General features: G+C 74.0%; 17 protein-coding genes and 1 pseudogene. 9 read left to right on the plus strand and 9 right to left on the minus strand.

Annotation, left to right across the window (positions count from 1 at the left end; genetic code table 11):
- Position 1 precedes the first annotated feature (1 nt).
- Together ACZ7IF_RS25880 and ACZ7IF_RS25885 are read right to left on the minus strand one after the other, a co-directional pair.
- On the minus strand, positions 2-1,186 hold the full coding sequence (locus tag ACZ7IF_RS25880) for a lipid-transfer protein (protein WP_470975644.1): 1,185 nt from the start codon (positions 1,184-1,186) through the stop codon (positions 2-4).
- Positions 1,187-1,214: 28 nt separating this feature from the next.
- The gene (locus tag ACZ7IF_RS25885; RefSeq protein WP_470975647.1) at positions 1,215-3,347 is read right to left on the minus strand and encodes an acyl-CoA dehydrogenase; all 2,133 of its coding nucleotides are present in this window, start codon (positions 3,345-3,347) and stop codon (positions 1,215-1,217) included.
- A gap of 103 nt (positions 3,348-3,450) precedes the next feature.
- On the opposite strand from ACZ7IF_RS25885, the gene ACZ7IF_RS25890 reads away from it, so the two are divergent.
- Positions 3,451-3,792, plus strand: a complete 342-nt coding sequence (locus tag ACZ7IF_RS25890) for a hypothetical protein (RefSeq protein WP_470975650.1) — start codon at positions 3,451-3,453, stop codon at positions 3,790-3,792.
- A gap of 44 nt (positions 3,793-3,836) precedes the next feature.
- Here ACZ7IF_RS25890 and ACZ7IF_RS25895 read toward each other — a convergent pair whose 3' ends face one another.
- Both ACZ7IF_RS25895 and ACZ7IF_RS25900 read right to left on the minus strand, forming a co-directional pair.
- Positions 3,837-5,609, minus strand: coding sequence for a protein kinase domain-containing protein (locus tag ACZ7IF_RS25895; RefSeq protein ID WP_470975652.1), 1,773 nt, complete (start codon positions 5,607-5,609; stop codon positions 3,837-3,839).
- A 66-nt stretch (positions 5,610-5,675) separates the two neighbouring features.
- Positions 5,676-6,062, minus strand: a pseudogene (locus ACZ7IF_RS25900) (WYL domain-containing protein); the annotation flags it as partial.
- 71 nt (positions 6,063-6,133) lie between these two features.
- Here ACZ7IF_RS25900 and ACZ7IF_RS25905 point away from each other — a divergent pair.
- The 7 genes from ACZ7IF_RS25905 (at position 6,134) to ACZ7IF_RS25935 (ending at position 11,344) form a co-directional block, all read left to right on the plus strand.
- Complete coding sequence (locus tag ACZ7IF_RS25905; RefSeq protein ID WP_470975655.1) at positions 6,134-6,406, plus strand: hypothetical protein; 273 nt, start codon at positions 6,134-6,136, stop codon at positions 6,404-6,406.
- 20 nt (positions 6,407-6,426) lie between these two features.
- Positions 6,427-6,915, plus strand: coding sequence for a hypothetical protein (locus ACZ7IF_RS25910; RefSeq protein WP_470975658.1), 489 nt, complete (start codon positions 6,427-6,429; stop codon positions 6,913-6,915).
- 106 nt (positions 6,916-7,021) lie between these two features.
- Positions 7,022-7,669 (plus strand): class I SAM-dependent methyltransferase, encoded by a 648-nt coding sequence (locus ACZ7IF_RS25915; RefSeq protein WP_470975661.1) that lies wholly within the window; start codon positions 7,022-7,024, stop codon positions 7,667-7,669.
- Between the two features lie 115 nt (positions 7,670-7,784).
- Complete coding sequence (locus ACZ7IF_RS25920; protein WP_470975664.1) at positions 7,785-8,771, plus strand: N-acetylmuramoyl-L-alanine amidase; 987 nt, start codon at positions 7,785-7,787, stop codon at positions 8,769-8,771.
- Between the two features lie 117 nt (positions 8,772-8,888).
- Positions 8,889-9,680, plus strand: coding sequence for a DUF5336 domain-containing protein (locus ACZ7IF_RS25925; RefSeq protein ID WP_470975667.1), 792 nt, complete (start codon positions 8,889-8,891; stop codon positions 9,678-9,680).
- A 150-nt stretch (positions 9,681-9,830) separates the two neighbouring features.
- Entirely contained in the window at positions 9,831-10,841 is a 1,011-nt protein-coding gene (locus ACZ7IF_RS25930) for an LLM class F420-dependent oxidoreductase (protein ID WP_470975669.1), read from the plus strand.
- 23 nt (positions 10,842-10,864) lie between these two features.
- Positions 10,865-11,344: a hypothetical protein gene (locus ACZ7IF_RS25935; RefSeq protein WP_470975672.1), complete on the plus strand. Its 480-nt coding sequence runs from the start codon at positions 10,865-10,867 to the stop codon at positions 11,342-11,344.
- Here the strand turns inward: ACZ7IF_RS25935 and ACZ7IF_RS25940 are convergent.
- The 5 genes from ACZ7IF_RS25940 to ACZ7IF_RS25960 all read right to left on the minus strand — a co-directional run bounded on the left by ACZ7IF_RS25940 (position 11,341) and on the right by ACZ7IF_RS25960 (position 15,753).
- The gene (locus tag ACZ7IF_RS25940) at positions 11,341-11,727 is read right to left on the minus strand and encodes a hypothetical protein (RefSeq protein ID WP_470975675.1); all 387 of its coding nucleotides are present in this window, start codon (positions 11,725-11,727) and stop codon (positions 11,341-11,343) included. The two genes, ACZ7IF_RS25935 and ACZ7IF_RS25940, sit on opposite strands and share 4 nt — an antisense overlap.
- A gap of 38 nt (positions 11,728-11,765) precedes the next feature.
- A complete protein-coding gene (locus ACZ7IF_RS25945; RefSeq protein ID WP_470975700.1) occupies positions 11,766-12,338 on the minus strand; it encodes a hypothetical protein in 573 nt (190 codons plus the stop codon).
- 168 nt (positions 12,339-12,506) lie between these two features.
- A complete protein-coding gene (locus ACZ7IF_RS25950) occupies positions 12,507-13,595 on the minus strand; it encodes a prenyltransferase/squalene oxidase repeat-containing protein (RefSeq protein WP_470975678.1) in 1,089 nt (362 codons plus the stop codon).
- Entirely contained in the window at positions 13,592-14,335 is a 744-nt protein-coding gene (locus ACZ7IF_RS25955; RefSeq protein WP_125604759.1) for a class I SAM-dependent methyltransferase, read from the minus strand. The genes ACZ7IF_RS25950 and ACZ7IF_RS25955 overlap by 4 nt, the downstream gene beginning before the upstream one ends.
- A gap of 107 nt (positions 14,336-14,442) precedes the next feature.
- Positions 14,443-15,753: a glycosyltransferase family 4 protein gene (locus ACZ7IF_RS25960; protein WP_470975681.1), complete on the minus strand. Its 1,311-nt coding sequence runs from the start codon at positions 15,751-15,753 to the stop codon at positions 14,443-14,445.
- 242 nt (positions 15,754-15,995) lie between these two features.
- Between ACZ7IF_RS25960 and ACZ7IF_RS25965 the strand changes: the two genes are divergently transcribed.
- Positions 15,996-16,625, plus strand: a complete 630-nt coding sequence (locus ACZ7IF_RS25965) for a TetR family transcriptional regulator (RefSeq protein WP_470975684.1) — start codon at positions 15,996-15,998, stop codon at positions 16,623-16,625.
- The last annotated feature ends 212 nt before the right edge of the window (positions 16,626-16,837 follow it).

Here is a 16,837-nt window from a genome sequence, read left to right on the forward strand (position 1 = left end):
CCTATTTCCGCAGCAGGGTCACCACCGCCGCGCCGCCCAGTCCGATGTTGTGCGCGAGCCCCACCCGGGCGCCGGGGACCTGGCGGGCGCCCGCCTCGCCGCGCAGCTGCCACACCAGTTCCGCCGCCTGTGCGAGCCCCGTCGCCCCGAGCGGGTGGCCCTTGGAGATGAGGCCGCCCGAGGGGTTGACCACCCACCGTCCGCCGTACGTCGTCGCGCCGCTCTCCACGAGCTTGCCGGAGGCCCCGTCCGCGCACATGCCGAGCGCCTCGTAGGTGAGCAGTTCGTTGACGGAGAAGCAGTCGTGCAGTTCGACGACGTCGACGTCCTCGATGCCGAGTCCGGAGGCCTCGTAGGCCTTGCGGCCCGCGGCGGCCGTCATCGGCTTTCCGACGACGTCGATGCACGAGCCGCCGAAGCTCTCGGCGGTGTCCGTGGTCATCGCCTGGGCGACGATCTCGACGGCCTTGTCGTGCAGTCCGTGCGCCACGACGAACCGCTCCGAGACGACGACGGCCGCCGCGGCGCCGTCGGAGGTGGGCGAGCACTGGAGTTTCGTCAGCGGGTCGTGGATGGTCTTGGCCGCGAGGACCTCCTCGACCGTGTGGACGTCCTGGAACTGCGCGTTCGGGTTGTTCGCGGAGTGCCGGTGGTTCTTGGCGCCGACCGCCGCCAGCTGGGCGGGCGTGGTCCCGTACCGCTCCATGTGCTCGCGGGCGGCGTTCCCGAAGATCTGCGCGGTGGGCGGGGACATCTCGAAGCCGTGCGCCGCCGCCATGATCCCGTAGTGCCGGGCCACGGGAGAGGTCTTGAAGTCTCCCCCGTCGGCGCCGCCGCCCAGCGCGCCGCGCTTCATCTTCTCGAAGCCGACGGCGAGCACGCAGTCGGCCAGGCCGCCCTGGACGAACTGCCGCGCCATCAGCAGGGCGGTGGAGCCCGTCGCGCAGTTGTTGTTGACGTTGTAGACGGGCACGCCGGTCAGGCCCAGTTCGTACACCGCGCGCTGCCCGGCGGTGGAGGGCTGGAAGCAGTAGCCGGCCGGCACCTGCTCGACGAGCCCGTAGTCCACGCCCGCGTCGGCGAGCGCCGCGCCGCCGGCCTCCTTGACCATGTCCCAGTACTGCCAGTCCCGCGACTCCGGCTTCTCGAACTTCGTCATGCCGACGCCCACGATGTACGACTTCATCTACGCTGACTCCTCGTCCGTTGGTCGTTCAGTCCCTGGGGAGGCCGAGGATCCGCTCGGCGACGACGTTGAGCTGTACCTGCGTGGTGCCCCCGGCGATGGTCAGGCAGCGGGACATGAGCATCCCGTGCACCGCCCGCTCCCCCGCGCCCTCGCGCACCGCGCCCGCCGGGCCGAGCAGTTCGAGGGCCAGTTCGGCGGTCCGCTGCTGGTGGGGGGTCTGCACGAGCTTGCGTACGGAGGCCCCCGCGCCCGGCTCCAGCCCGGACACCTGCTGGAGGGTGGTCCGCAGCCCGATGCAGGCGAGCGCGTGCGCCTCGGCGGCGAGCGCGCCGATGCGGGCGCGGTGGGAGTCGTCGAGCCCGGCGGAGCGGGCGATGAGCGCCTCCAGGCCGGTGTCGAAGGTCATCTGGTCGGCCATGTGGACGCGCTCGTTGCCGAGGGTGTTGCGGGCGACCTTCCACCCGCCGTCGGCCGCCCCGACCAGGGCGTCGGCCGGGAGCACCGCGTCCTCGAACCAGACCTCGTTGAAGAGGGCCTCGCCGGTGATCTCCTTCAGCGGGCGGATCTCGATGCCGGGGGTGTTCTTCATGTCGACGACGAAGTAGCCGAGCCCCTTGTGCTTGGGCGCGGCCGGGTCCGTGCGGGCCAGCAGGATCCCGAAGTCGGCGGTGTGCGCGGAACTCGTCCACACCTTCTGGCCGTTGACCTTCCAGGAGCCGTCGGCGGTCCGCTCGGCGCGGGTCCGCAGGGAGGCCAGGTCGGAGCCCGCGCCCGGCTCCGAGAAGAGCTGGCACCAGGTGGTGTCCCCGCGCAGGGTCGGCAGGATGTGGGCGGCGCGCTGCTCGTCGGTCCCGTAGGCGAGCAGCGAGGGCACGACCCAGGTGGCGATGCCGAGGTCGGCGATCCTGACCCCGGCCGCCTTCAGCTCCTGCTGGACGACGAGCTGTTCGACGGGCCCGGCGCCGAGTCCGTACGGCGGCGGGAGGTAGGGGGCCGCGTACCCGGTGGGGGCCAGCGCGCGGCGGGCGGCGGCCGGGCCGAGGCCGCGCGCGGCCCCGATGGCGGTGCGGGCGGCCGCCCGGTACGCCTCGGCCTCCGCGGGGAGTTCGAGGCGCAGCTCGCGCCGGGCGCCGGCCGCGGCGAGGCGTACGGCGCGGATCCGGTGGCCGTCGCCGGGGCCGAGGAGCTGGCGGGCGACGAGGGCGCGGCGCAGGTAGAGGTGGGCGTCGTGCTCCCAGGTGAAGCCGATGCCGCCGAGGACCTGGATGCAGTCCTTGGCGCAGGAGTAGGCGGCGTCGAGGGCGGTCGCGGCGGCGAGGGCGGCGACGAGCGAGCGGGCGCCGGGCTCCTCGTCCGCGCTGTTGGCGGCGTCCCAGGCGAGGGCGCGGGCCTGTTCGAGGCGGACCAGCATGTCGGCGCACAGGTGCTTGACGCCCTGGAAGCGGCCGATGGGGCTGCCGAACTGCTCGCGCGTCTTCGCGTACTCGGCGGCGGTGCGCACCGCCCAGGCGGCGGTGCCGCAGGCGTCGGCGGCGAACAGGGTACGGGCCAGGTCCTGGACGAGCGCGGCGTCCAGCTCCAGCAGCCGGCCGGGCGGGACGGTGACGGCCCGCGCCCGGACCTCGGCGGTGGGGCGGGTGGGGTCGGCGCTCTCGTGGGTGCGGATCTCCAGCGCGGCGGCGTCCACGGCGTACCAGCGGGTCCCGCCCTCCGCCTCGGCGGCCAGCACCACGAGGTCGGCCTCGCCGGCGCCGAGCACGGGCGGCGCGTCCCCGTCCAGCCGCCACCCGCCCCCCTCGGCGGCGACGGCGGTGACGCCGCCCGACCCGAGGGCGACGGCCCCGACCCGCCCGCCGAGCGGTTCGGCCCCCGCCCGGTCCAGGAGTACGGAGGCCAGCGCGCTCGGCAGGAAGGGCCCGGGCAGCGCCGCCCGGGCGGCCTCCTCCACCACGACGGCCAGGTCCAGCAGGGTCCCGCCCTCCAGGTGCGGCGCCAGCAGGCCGGACGCGGCCAGCCCGTCCCAGTAGCCGGGCCGCGTGCCCGCCTGGGGCGGGGCGTCGAGCAGCTTGCGCACCTCCTCGGGCGGTACGGCCCGCGCCGCCCAGCCGCGCACGGCGTCGGCCAACTCCCGCTGCTCTTGCGTGATTCCGATGCCCATGCGCGGCAGACTAGAACACGTTTCAATCTGACGGAAGGTCAGACGACGGGTCTTCTCGGTACGGCCTCTTGCGGCGGGAACCGGGGTGCTGTGGGCTGTCGCCATGAGCCCGGACTGCCCGCGCTGCGGGAGAGCGCTGACGGCGCTGAGCGTCACGTACACCCGCAACCGCTGGGGCGGGGCACCGCCGTCGCCGAGGCCCGAACAGTGGTGGAGGTGCACCGGATGCGGCTGGCTGGGCTACCGCCGGGGGGCGGATCTCCCGCTGCACCCGATGCGGCTCCTGGAGGGCGGCGAGGGAACCTGCTTCTTCTGCGGCGAGGAGGAGTCCAACGTCGTCAGCGAGGTCTGGGAGACCGGCACGGGCGAACTGCGGGACTGGCTGGTCTGCCTGAGCTGCGGCACGAGCAACCCGCGCCGCGTCAGTCCTCCCGGCGGGAGCTGAGCGCCCCTCGCCCGTCCGGCCGGCCCGTCAAGCCGGCCGGCACGTCAGCCGGCCGGCACGGCCGCGAGGGCGGCGCGGGCGATCGCCACGGCTTCCTTCCGGCACTCGGACGGCGGGGCGGGCGACTCGCTCCCCCCGGTCTCGCTCCCGCTCGCCCCGCTTTCACCCGGCCCGCTTTCACCCGAATCGTCCCCGCTCCACACGGAGAGCCTGAGGTTCCCGTCACGGACCACGAGTTCGCAGCTGTCCTTCCACAGCGTCTCGTCGCCGAGCCCCACCTTCGTCTGCGCTACCGTCCGCACGGTCGCCTCCACCGTCCCCCGGTCCGAGGCGAGCCGCTTGCGCTGCTCCTCCGGCCCGTCCCGGCCGCCCTCGCCGTCGAGCTTCAGGGCCCACTCCACGATCACGCGGGGCTTCCCCCCGCCGAACCAGTAGCAGCGCACCGAGGTGGTGGGGCCTCCACCGCGCTCCGGCAGGGTGGTGTCCAGCGTCGGCGCCCGGTCCACCCCGGGCGGCAGCGGCAGCTTGGCGGCCGCGTTGTCGCAGCGGTCCAGCTTCGTGTGCACCGCCTCGCCCCACCACCCGCCGGACTGCTGCCCGTACGCCCACACGCCGGCGCCGGCCGCCACCACTGCGACGGCCGCCACCAGCGGCCCGGCCACGCGCAGCGCGCTCCGGCGCGGAGACCGCCCGCGCGCTCCGGGAGCCAGGGCGCCGACGGTGACGGGCGGTTCCTCCGGCAGGGGCACGAAGGCCGGCCCGGCGGCAGGCCGGGGATCCGCGGCCGGCCCCGGCCCGGACCCCCGGTCCGGCATCCGCACCCGCTCGGGTTCCGGGACCACCCCGGGGTACGTCACCGGCTCCGGCGCCCGGCCGTGCCCGGGCTCCGGGACCACCTCGGCCGCGATCGTCGCCGGGTCCGCCGGCCCGGCGGCCGTACCGGCCGGGGCGGGAGTGCCGGACAGGAGCCGGTCGATGGCCGCGCCCTGGTCGGCGATCATCCGGTGCACCGCCGGAGGCCACGGCAGGCGGCCCGCCGGGGCGACCGGCCCGAGGAGGCCCAGCAGCTCGGCCGGGGACGGCCGGGCGGCCGGGTCCTTGGCCAGGCAGCGCTCCACGGCCACCCGCAGCCCCGCCGGGACCGCGCTCAGGTCCGGCTCCGCGTGCACCACGTCGTACAGGGTCATGAGGGTCGACGACCCCGCGAACGGGTTGCGCCCCGTGACGGCCAGGAACAGCACCGAGCCCAGCGAGAACACGTCGCTGGCCGGGGTCAGTTCCCGGCCCTCGGCCTGCTCGGGCGACATGAACGGCGGCGAGCCGATCACCAGGCCCGTGTGCGTCAGCCGGGTGTCGACACCGCTCTCGGCCGCCCGCGCGATGCCCAGGTCGATCACCCGGACCCCGTCCTCGGCGAGCAGCACGTTCTCGGGCTTCAGGTCCCGGTGGACCAGCCCCGCCCGGTGGACCTCCGCGAGCGCCGACGCCAGCCCGGCCGCGAGACGGCGTACGGTCTCCTCGGGCAGCGCCCCGGCCGCCGCGACGGCCGCCCCCAGCGAGGGCCCGGACACGAACACCGAGGCCAGCCAGGGGGTCTGCGCGTCCGCGTCGGCCTCCATCACGGCCGCCGTATAGGCCCCCGACACCCTCCGGGACGCGGCGACCTCCCGCCGGAACCGGGCGCGGAAGCCCTCGTCGTCGGCGAACCGCGCGAGGACCTGTTTGACGGCGACCAGCCGCCCGTCCGGCGCGGTGCCCAGCAGCACCCGGCCCATCCCGCCCTCGCCGAGCACGCCCAGCACACGGAACGGCCCCACGTACGACGGACCCGACGGCCCTAACGGCTCCATGCCTCTCCCGCCCTCCCCAGGTACGGGAGGGGATCATACAGAGCCGTCAACTCCCTCCACCGGTACGGGGACCGCATACCGGCCCGCCAGCACGGCCACCGCCCCGGCCACCGCCCGCAGCTCCGGCGGGCCGAGCACCTCCGCCTCCGCGCCCAGCCGGAGCAGGTCCCCCACCGCGACGGCCCGCGACTCCACCGGCAGCTCCACCTCCGCCCAGCCGTCCCCGTCCGGCGGCCCGGCCCCCTCCAGCGCCCGCATCCCCGGCGCCCCGAACTGCACCGACAGCAGCCGCGACACCCGGTAGGTGCGTACGCCCTCCCCCGCCGGCGCGGCCACCAGGTACCAGATGCCGCCCTTGAGACCGCCCCGCCCCGCACCCCACCCGAACGGCCCACCCGAACGGCCCAGCCGACGGCGCCAGTCGGGCGAAAGCACGGCCCTGCCCGGCCCATGCCCCATAACCGGGCGGGACAGGGGGCGTTGAGGCGGTCATGGCTCACCTCACCCTCGCCCGCGCCCTGTCCGGCGCCGCCCTGGCCCTCGCCATCGGCCTCGCCGCCGCCCCCGCCGCCCAGGCCGCCCCCACCGCCGCCGCCCGCCCGGCCACCGGCACCCAGGCCGGCCCCCTCAGCCTGGACAACCTGCTCTCGCTGCGCTTCCTCACCCCGACCGTCCAGGACGCGAAGCGCCAGCTCTCCGGCCTCGTCACCGGCCTCTCCCCGGCCCCGATGAGCTCCACCGCCCTCGGCGGCCTGCTCAAGTAGCCGGGAAGGGGACTCCACGAATGAAGCTCACCCGGACCCTCGCCGCCATCTGTACGGCCGCCACGGCCGCGGTCGTCCTCTCCGCCGGCGCGGCGACCGCCGACGACGACCTCCTCTCGGCCCTCGACAACCCCGCGATCGGCGCGGCCTGCCTCCCGTCCGGCCAGGCGGGCGTGGGCAACACCGTCAACGGCACGCAGAACATCAGCTGCAACCAGAGCACTTCGCAGGACATCACCAACCCGGCGGCTCCCGACGACGGAGGGGTCAGCGGGCAGGAGGTCGTACTGGAAACGCAGACCCTCGCACCGGGCGAGGACACGGTCATCGCGCAGTGTCCGGCCGGGAAGGTGGTCACGGGCGGCGGCTTCGCCAAGCCCGAGGACGTGAACGTGCTGACCAGCGGAGCCGTCCCGGGCCCCGACCAGACCGCGTGGGGTGTACGCGCGTCGAACCCCTCGCAGAGCAACACGCTCTTCGGTGCGTACGCCGTCTGCGTGGACGGCTGACCCGGCGGCGCGGCGACGCGGCGGCGGTACGGACCCCGGCATGGTGCCCTACCGGGCAGTAGGGCACCATGGGCCGCCACACCCGCTCACCGCCGGAGGAACACCCATGGCAGCCGCCGCCCCCAAGCCGGAGACCCTCGCCGCTTTCGAGGCTGCCAAGGGGTTCATGCCCGTACGCGAGGGCCTCGCCCTGTACGAGGCGGCCGCCGGGGCCGCGGCCCTCGGGCTGCCGCTGCTGGAGGTCGGCACGTACTGCGGGCGTTCCACGATCCTGCTGGCCGACGCGGCCCGTGAGGCGGGCGTCCCCGCGATCACCGTCGACCACCACCGGGGCAGCGAGGAGCAGCAGCCCGGGTGGGAGTACCACGACCCGACCGTCGTGGACCCGGAGATCGGGCTGATGGACACCCTGCCGACCTTCCGCCGCACCCTGCACCGGGCCGGTCTGGAGGAGCACGTCATCGCGGTCGTCGGCCGCTCCCCGCAGGTCGCCGCGGCCTGGGGCGGCAAGCTCGGCTTCGTCTTCATCGACGGCGGCCACACCGACGAGCACGCCACCGGCGACTACGAGGGCTGGGCCCCGCACGTCGCGGAGGGCGGCACCCTCGTGATCCACGACGTCTTCCCGGACCCGGCCGACGGCGGCCAGGCCCCGTACCGGATCTACCTGCGCGCCCTGGCCTCCGGCGCCTTCGAGGAGGTCTCGGTGACGGACTCCCTGCGCGTGCTCCGGCGCACCGGCGAGGGCATCTGAGGGGTGTCCGGCCCGCGGCGGGAGCCCGCCGTGGACCATAAGACGACAATCACACCACGCCCCCGGATGGCCCATGGTCCGTACGAGCCCCGGGCGGGCGTTCTAGCATCGCGACGTGCGCTACGACGACAGCCCCCCGCTTCCCGAGTCCCGGTCCTCGATCAGCCCGGACCGGCCCTGGTTCGCGCGCCGGCCCGCCCTCACGGTGGCGCTGGCGGCGCTCGCCCCCACCTGTCTGGCGGGCTGGGTGCTGACCCAGGTCCTGACCGGCTCCGAGCCCGGCGAGCGGCAGCCCGAGGGGATGCCGCTCACCGCCTCGCACACGACGGCGGGGTCGGACGCCAAGTCCAGCGCCTCCCCGACCCCGGCCCCCGGCACGGCCGCGAGCCCCGGCACCCCCGCCGCCCGGCCCCCCGCCCCCGCGAAGGGCCCGCTCACCGGCCGGACCGTGGTCATCGACCCCGGCCACAACACGGGCAACTTCCAGCACTCGGCCGAGATCAACAAGCTGGTGGACATCGGCACCAGCCGCAAGGAGTGCGACACCACCGGCACCACCACCAACTCCGGTTACATGGAGGCGGAGTTCTCCCTCGATGTCTCCCGCCGGGCGCGCGCCCTGCTGGAGGCCAAGGGCGCCAAGGTGGTCTTCACCCACGAGGCCGACCGCTCCTGGGGCCCCTGCATCAACGAGCGGGCCCGGATCGGGAACGAGGCGGCAGCCGACGCCGTGGTCTCCGTACACGCCGACGGCGCCTCCGCCGGCAACCGGGGCTTCCACGTCATCCTCCCGGCCCGGGTAAAGGGCGGCGCGGCGGACACCGCGAAGATCGTCGGCCCCTCCCGCGACCTCGGCGAACGCATCGCGAGCAACTTCGGCCGCACCACCGGATCCTCACCCGCAAACTACCTCGGCAGCGGGACCGGGTTGGTGGTCCGCGACGACCTGGGCGGGCTCAATCTCTCGACCCGGCCCAAGGTGTTCCTCGAATGCGGCAACATGCGTGACGACAAGGACGCGGCGCAGCTGATGAGTCCGGAGTGGCGGCAGAAGGCCGCGCAGGGCATCGCGGACGGCATCACGGGCTTCCTGGGCGGGTAGTTCACCGGTAGTCGTCCCGGGGCGGCTCGCCGCCCCGATCCTCTCGGCCGCGCGAAGCTCCGTACCATGGGGGCGCCCGCTCCGCCCCAGCCAAGACCGAGAAGGACACCCCCAGACGTGAACATCCGCTCCCTCACTCGAAGTGACGGCGTGGTGATCGGAGCAGCGGTACTGCTGTTCATCGCCTCGTTCCTCGATTTCTACTCCGCCACCGGCCTGGACCTCCCGAGTGCGTGGGACACCGACGTCTACGGGCTGGCGCTGCCGACCGTCTTCCTGACCGGCTTCATCGCCGCCGGCCTGCTCGTGGGGGCCCGCTTCCAGCCCGAGGGCCGCAAGCTCGGGAGCCTGACGCTGACCGCGTGGGGCACCGTACTGGCCGTGGCGGCGGCCTGGGCCGCGCTGTGGTCGCTGATCACCAGCCCGGCCAGGGTCGACCTGGGCGCGGGCAGCATCATCGCCTTCCTCGCCAACCTCGCCCTGGCGGGCGTGGCCGTCGCCGGTACGAAGATCCCCGCGCTGGCCGGGCCGCTCGTGCCCGAGCCGCGGCCCGTCGCCCCGCAGCCGTACGGCGGCCAGCCCGGCGCCGGGTACGGCTACCCGGGCCAGCAGCAGCCGCAGGGCTACGGGACCACGCCGCAGCCGGTCCCGCCGTACGGGGGCACCCCGGCGCCCGGCCCGCAGGACCCGGCGCCGGCCCCGGCCGCGGACTTCACGCCCTTCTGGTTCGCGGTGCCGGTGGCCCGGCCCCTGTACGGCGAGGACGGCTCCCCCGCCCCGATCGCGGAGCTGGCCCCGGGCACCTGGTACCTGGCCGTCGACCAGCGCGGCCCGTCGGCGCTGGTCGCGCAGACCCAGGACGGCCGCCGAGGCGTCCTGAACGACACCTCCGACATCCAGCGCGGCTGACCCGGCCCCGCCACGGTGCACGGCCCCCCGCCCCCTCACGGGCGGGGGGCCGCCGCATTTCCGCCGCACTTCCCGGCGGGGCGCGCGTGCCCTACAGTCGCCAGACGTCAGCTGACGCACCGTCAGATAGGCTCGCGGAGGGGACCGTACATGCGCCTCGGACTCGCACTCGGCTACTGGGGCCGCGGCCCCGGCCCCGCCCACCTCGACCTCGCCACCGAGGCCGAACGCCTCGGCTACGACTCGGTGTGGACCGCCGAGGCCTGGGGCTCCGACGCCTTCACCCCGCTGACCTGGATCGCCGCCCACACCTCCCGCATCCGGCTCGGCACCGCCATCGCCCAGATGGCCGCCCGCACCCCCACCGCCACCGCCATGCACGCCCTCACCCTCGACCACCTCTGCGGCGGCCGGATGATGCTGGGCCTCGGCCTGTCCGGACCGCAGGTGGTGGAGGGCTGGTACGGGCGCCCCTTCCCCGCGAGCCCGCTCACCGCGACCCGGGAGTACGTGGACGTCGTCCGCCAGGTGCTGCGCCGCGAGGCCCCCGTCACCCTCGACGGCCGCTTCCACAGCCACCCCTACCGCGGCGAGGACGGCACCGGCACCGGCAAACCCCTCAAGCCCATCACCCACCCGCTGCGCGCGGACCTCCCGCTGCTGCTGGGCGCGGAAGGGCCGAAGAACATCGCCCAGACCACCCGCATCGCGGACGGCTGGCTCCCCCTCTACTGGTCGCCGACCCGCACCGACGTCTACCAGGCCTCGCTGGCGGACCTCCCCGACGGGTTCATGATCGCCCCGATGGCCCGCGCCAAGGTCTGCGACGACGTCGCCGAGGGGCTGCTCCCGGTCAAGGCGATGCTCGGCTTCTACATCGGCGGCATGGGCCACGCGGCCCGCAACTTCCACGCCGACCTGATGGGCCGCATGGGCTACGAGGCCGAGGCCCGGCGCGTCCGGGAACTGTTCCTGGCCGGGCGCAGGGAGGAGGCGGTGCTCGCCGTCCCGGACGCGTTCGCGGACGAGATCTCCCTCGTCGGCCCCCGCGAGCGGATCGCGGAACGCCTGGAACTGTGGCGCAAGGGCCCCGTCACCGACCTGCTGGTCACGGCCCCGGACCCGCACACCCTGCGGGTGCTGGCGGAGCTCAACGGCTGAGCAGCCGCACGTTAGCGAAGCGTTTGCACCGGGCCGGAGCATGGTGCACGACCACCGAAGCACAGCTCCACCAAAGGGGAACAGTCATCAGCACCAACCGGATCAAGGCGGGCGTCCTCGCGGCCGCCACCGTCGCCGGCCTCGCAGTGGCCACCGCACCGGCCGAGGCCGCCGACCACTGCAACGGCGGCGGCGGCGCCGTCTACATCTGCGAGTACGGGGTGACCAAGCACAAGCTGCCCGACGGGGGCAAGCAGCAGTTCCTGATCGGCACCGACAGCGCGGTGTGGACGCGCTGGACCGACTCCGACGGCGACTGGACCCACTGGTCGTCCATGGGCGGCGCCTTCACCAGCAGCGTCGTGATCATCGACCGCTTCAGCGGCGGCGACCCCTGGCAGTTCAGCCTGTCCGTCCAGGGGACCGACGGCTTCCGCTGGGTCAGGACCCGCAGCCACGAGGGCGCCTGGGACAACTGGCACCGCATGCCCGACCCGGACTAGTCCGTCGCCTCCGGTACGGCGTCGAGGAGCCCGCGCAGGTCCAGCGGCATCACGGCGATCTCCATCGTCCCCCCGCCCTCCAGGGCGCAGGCCACGATCCGCGACCCCGGGTTGATGGAGATGCCCTCCCGTACGGAGGGCGCCCGTACGGCGGTGGCCCGGGCGCCCGCCAGGGACACGGCCGGACCCCGCCCGGGCTGCCAGCGGGCCGCGCCCGGGTCCGCGTACAGCCGGCCGGAGCGCCAGCGGCCCTCGCCCGCCGGGGTCCGGGACATGCCCGGGATCCCGGCGGGGCTGCCGGCCGCGATCCGCTGACGGTGCTTGCGCCGCAGCAGCCAGCCCAGGCCGCCGGCCGCGAGGGCGAGGAACAGGAACTCGATCACACCGGCCATTCAAACAGCCGGGCGGTCCGGCACGGCCCTCAGCCGGTCAGCTGCGAGGTGCTCGGCACCTTGTCGGTGACCACGGCGCCCGCGTTCTTGCCCGCTTCCTTGACGCCGTTGATGACGTTGTTGAAGGCGTCGATGTCGGCGTCGCCCGCGTCGCCCTTGCGGAGCTTGGTGCCCAGCCCCTTGAGGGACTCGATGCCCGCCGTGAGCGGGCCCATCGCCTTCGACAGCAGCGGGTCGCCCTTGGCGTTCTCGGCGGCCGCCTTCAGCCGGTTGTACGCGAAGGCACCCGCCAGACCCGCCTTGATCAGCGCGAACGTACGCCCCTTCGCGCCCTTCTTGAACTTGCCCTCGCGATACGGCTTGACGATCCACTGGTACGTCGCCCCGGCCGCGAGCCCGGCGTTGGCGACGAACCGCGTCTTGGCGAACTTCTGCTTCTCGGCCGGGGTGGTCGGCGAGGGCGTCGCGGCGGCCAGCTCGTCGGCCGCCGCCGCGTCCGGCTCCGCCACGGCCAGCACCGCCAGCTCGGCGGCGGAGGCCGAGGAGACCTCCTCCCGCTGCCCCCGGTCGCCGCCGCTGCCGCACGCGGTGGCACCGGCCAGCAGCGCGGTGGACAGCACCACCGCCGTGAGGGCTCGACGGATACGGACGGTTGCGGGTACGGCCACGGTTGCCTCCGGGGACTGAGGTGTCCCCCGCAGCCTCACCCCGGGCACCGGGCGCCACCACCCGGGGGACCCGTTCGGGGGTCCCCCGGAGCGTGCGGCAGCTCAGCGGCAGCAGTCCGGCTCCAGGCCCGCCGGCAGGCCCAGCCCGCCGAAGACCTCCCCGGTGGCCTCGTCCCCGCCCAGCGCCGCCACCGCGAGCAGCAGCGAACCCGCCGTCCAGGCCGTCTGCTCCACCGGCCACACCGCCCGGTCCTGGAAGACGTAGCCCGTCCAGTACATGCCGTTCTCGGCGCGCAGGTGCCCGATCGAGCGCAGGATCTCCAGCGCCCGGTCCGACTCCCCCATCACCCACAGGGTCAGCGCCAGCTCGCAGGACTCCCCGCCCGTCACCCACGGGTTCGGCAGCACGCACCGCACCCCGAGGTCCGGGACGACGAACTCCTCCCAGCGCCCCTCGATGCGCGCCTTCGCCTCCGGGCCGGACAGCGCCCCGCCCAGCACCGGGTAGTACCAGTCCATCGAGTAGCGGTCCTTGTCCAGGAACCGCTCCGGGTGCCGGCGTATCGCGTGCGCCAGCGCGCCCGTCGCCAGCTCCCAGTCCGGCTGCGGGTCACCGCGGTGGTCCGCGATGGCCAGCGCGCAGCGCAGCGCCTGGTGGATGGAGGAGGAGCCGGTCAGCAGGGCGTCGGTGACGGCGGTGCCGTCCGCCTCCCGCTTCCAGCCGATCTCGCCGCCCGGCTGCTGGAGCGCGAGGACGAACTCGACGGCCGCGACGACCGCCGGCCACATCCGGTCCAGGAAGGTGTCGTCGCCGGTGGCCAGGTAGTGGTGCCAGACGCCGACGGCTATGTAGGCGACGAAGTTCGTCTCCCGGCCCGCGTCCTGCGGCACGGCCGTGTCCACGCCGTCGGGCCGGTCCGCGTACGCCGCGTACCAGGAGCCGTCCTGGTTCTGGTGCCGGGCCAGCCAGGCGTAGGCCCGCTCGGCCGCCTCGTGCTCGCCCGCCGTGTCCAGGGCCATCGCGGCCTCGGTGTGGTCCCACGGGTCGAGGTGGTGGCCGCGGAACCACGGTATGGCCCCGTCCTCGCGCTGCACGGCCAGGATCCCGGCGACGGTCTGCGCGGCCTGCTCGGCGGTCAGTACGCCGTCCAGGACGAGGTGCTCGGGTACGGTGCGCCCCGGCGAGCTCACTGGGCGGAGCCGGCTGCGCCGACGGGCAGGTGGGGCTTGGTCGCGTACGCCACGAAGCTCTTGCCGATGACCGGGTTGAGGGCCTGCTCGGCGAGCCGGGTCGCGAGGGGCTTCTTCATGATGTCCCAGACCAGGAGCTTGTGGTACGCCTTGACGGGCAGCGCCTTGTCGTTGTCGACGCCGAAGGCGCACTTGAGCCACCAGTACGGGGAGTGCAGGCCGTGCGCGTGGTGGGTGCCGTACGGCTTGAGGCCCGCGGCCTCCATCTTGGCGAGCAGTTCGTCCGCCTTGTAGATGCGGATGTGGCCGCCCTCGACCTCGTGGTAGGCGTCCGACAGCGCCCAGCAGATCTTCTCCGGGCCGTAGCGCGGGACGGTGACCGCTATCCGGCCTCCGGGCTTGAGCACGCGCACCATCTCGGCGAGGACGCCCTTGTCGTCGGGGATGTGCTCCATCACCTCGGAGATGATGACGACGTCGAAGGACTCGTCCGGGAAGGGCAGGGCCAGGGCGTCGCCCTCCATGGCGGTGGCGGTGGCGCCGGCCGGGGCCTCACCGGCCTCCTTCATGGCGGCGAACCACTTGGCGACCTCGCGGATCTCCTCGCCGTTGCGGTCGACGGCGACGACCTGGGCGCCGCGCCGGTAGCACTCGAAGGCGTGCCGGCCTGCGCCGCAGCCCAGATCGAGCACACGGTCGCCTGCGGCGAGCGGGAACCGGGAGAAATCGACGGTCAGCACGGGGTCCTGCCTTCGCGGTCACGGGGGTGAAGGGTGGTGCGGATGTTGCGGATGCTGCGGATGAGACGAGGTACGTACGGTGCTTGCGGTGCTCGGTGGCGCGCCGTTCACCGGGTCCGGGCGGCGGCGGCCTGCGCGATGGCGGCTCTGTAGTGCGCGGCGGTGCCCTCGGCGGCCTTGGCCCAGGTGAACCGGGTCAGGACCCGCTCCCGCCCGGCGGCACCCAGGCGGGCGCGCAGATCGGCGTCGCCCAGCAGCCTGCCCAGCGCACCGGCCAGCGCCCCCGCGTCGCCGGGCGGCACGGCCAGGCAGGTCTCCCCGTCGGGACCGGACACCTCGGGGATGGCCCCGCCGGTGGTGGCGACCAGCGGGGTGCCGGTGGCCATGGCCTCGGCCGCCGGGAGCGAGAAGCCCTCGTAGAGGGAGGGCACGCAGGAGACCTGGGCGCTGCGCACCAGGTCCACGAGCTCGGCGTCGGTGATGCCCTTGACGAAACGGACCGCGTCCTGGAGCCCGTACGTCTCGATCGCGCGGGCGACCGGCCCGCTCTCGGCGCGCTTGCCGACGACGACGAGGTGGGCGTCGGGCTGCTCGGTACGGAGTTTGGCGAGGGCCTCGACGAGGTGGACGAGCCCCTTGAGCGGGACGTCGGCACTGGAGGTCGTCACGATCCGCCCGGGGACTTCCGCGACGGACGGGTCCGGCGACCAGAGGTCGGTGTCCGCGCCGATGTGCACGACGTGGATGCGGTCGTCGCGCACCCCGAGGTGCTCGGCGATCTCCTGCCGGGACGAGCCGGAGACCGTCAGCACGGAGGGCAGCCGGCGGGCCACCCGGCCCTGCATGCGCGTGAACGCGTACCAGCGCCGCACGGAAGCGCGCTTCTTGCGGTCCTTCGCGGCGGCGAGGTCGAGCTTGCGGTCGACGGTGATGGGGTGGTGGATGGTGGTCACCAGGGGCGCACCGAGGTCGCCCAACAGGCCGTAGCCGAGGGTCTGGTTGTCGTGGATGACGTCGAAGTCGCCCGCGCGGGCCTGGAGGTGGCGCCGGGCGCGCAGCGAGAACGTCAGCGGCTCGGGAAAGCCGCCGGTCCACATCGTCGCGACTTCCAGGGCGTCGATCCAGTCCCGGTACTCGTCGCGCTTGGGAGTGCGGAACGGATCGGGGCTGCGGTACAGGTCCAGGCTCGGCAGCTCGGTGAGCGTGGCGCCGGTGTCCAGCACCGGATAGGGCTGCGCGCCGATGACCTCGACGGAGTGCCCGAGCTTCACCAGCTCCCGCGAGAGGTGGCGGACGTAGACGCCCTGGCCGCCACAGAACGGGTTCCCCTTATAGGTGAGGAGTGCGATGCGCAACGGGCGGTCGCCGTCGGTGGCGGAACCCGCGAAAGGGCTCGCCACCATGGCCTCTGCGGTCACTCTCGGCCCCCTTCTCCCTGCACTTTCGCCGGAGCGTAACCGCTCGGATAATGTAGAACAAGTTTCAGAGTTGATCCTCTGAAGACCATTGAATCTACCGGCCGGAAACCACACCGTAAGAGGCGGAGCAGGTGATTCGCGCCACGGCTCGGACGCCTGACATGCTGACCCCCGGACCATCCCGGAATCAGCCGCCGCAACGATACGGAACGCCAGGAAACGGAACGCCAGGAACGGGACACATGACAGCGGAAGCGAAGACCGTGACGCCTCCCCTGACGGAGCGCCAGGAGGCGCGCCGCCGTCGGATCCTGCACGCGAGCGCACAGCTGGCCAGCCGGGGCGGCTTCGACGCCGTGCAGATGCGGGAGGTCGCCGAGTCGTCGAACGTCGCGCTGGGCACCCTGTACCGCTACTTCCCGTCCAAGGTGCACCTGCTGGTCGCCACCATGCAGGACCAGCTCCAGCACATGCACACGACCCTGCGCAAGCGCCCCCCGGCGGGCGAGGAGCCGGCGGCCCGCGTCGCGGAAACCCTGATGCGCGCCTTCCGCGCCCTCCAGCGGGAGCCGCACCTCGCGGACGCGATGGTGCGCGCCCTGACCTTCGCGGACCGGAGCGTGTCACCCGAGGTGGACACGGTGTCGCGGCTGACGACCGCGATCATCCTGGACGCCATGGGCCTCGACGCCCCTCCGACGGCGGAACAGCTCTCGGCGGTCCGGGTCATCGAGCACACCTGGCACTCGGCCCTGATCACCTGGCTCTCGGGGCGGGCGTCCATCGCCCAGGTGAAGATCGACATCGAGACGGTGTGCCGGCTGATCGACCTGACGGGGGCGGGGGCGGGAGCCGGAGCGGGGAAGGCCTGATCTCGGCGGGGCGGGGGTGGGGCATCCCCTTGGGGCGGTCTCATGGCCGGTTTGGGGGTTTCCCGTCAGTCCCATCGTCCTTCCGTGTCGGGCTGGTCCCTCAAGGGCGCTCCTTCGGTCGCGTCACTGCGTGATCGCCTTCGGCGACCCTTGACCGACCGACCCGCCCCGGAAAGCCGAAAGACTGCCGGGAAACCCCCAAAAGAACGGCA

The organism is Streptomyces sp. NPDC037421, from assembly GCF_055602105.1.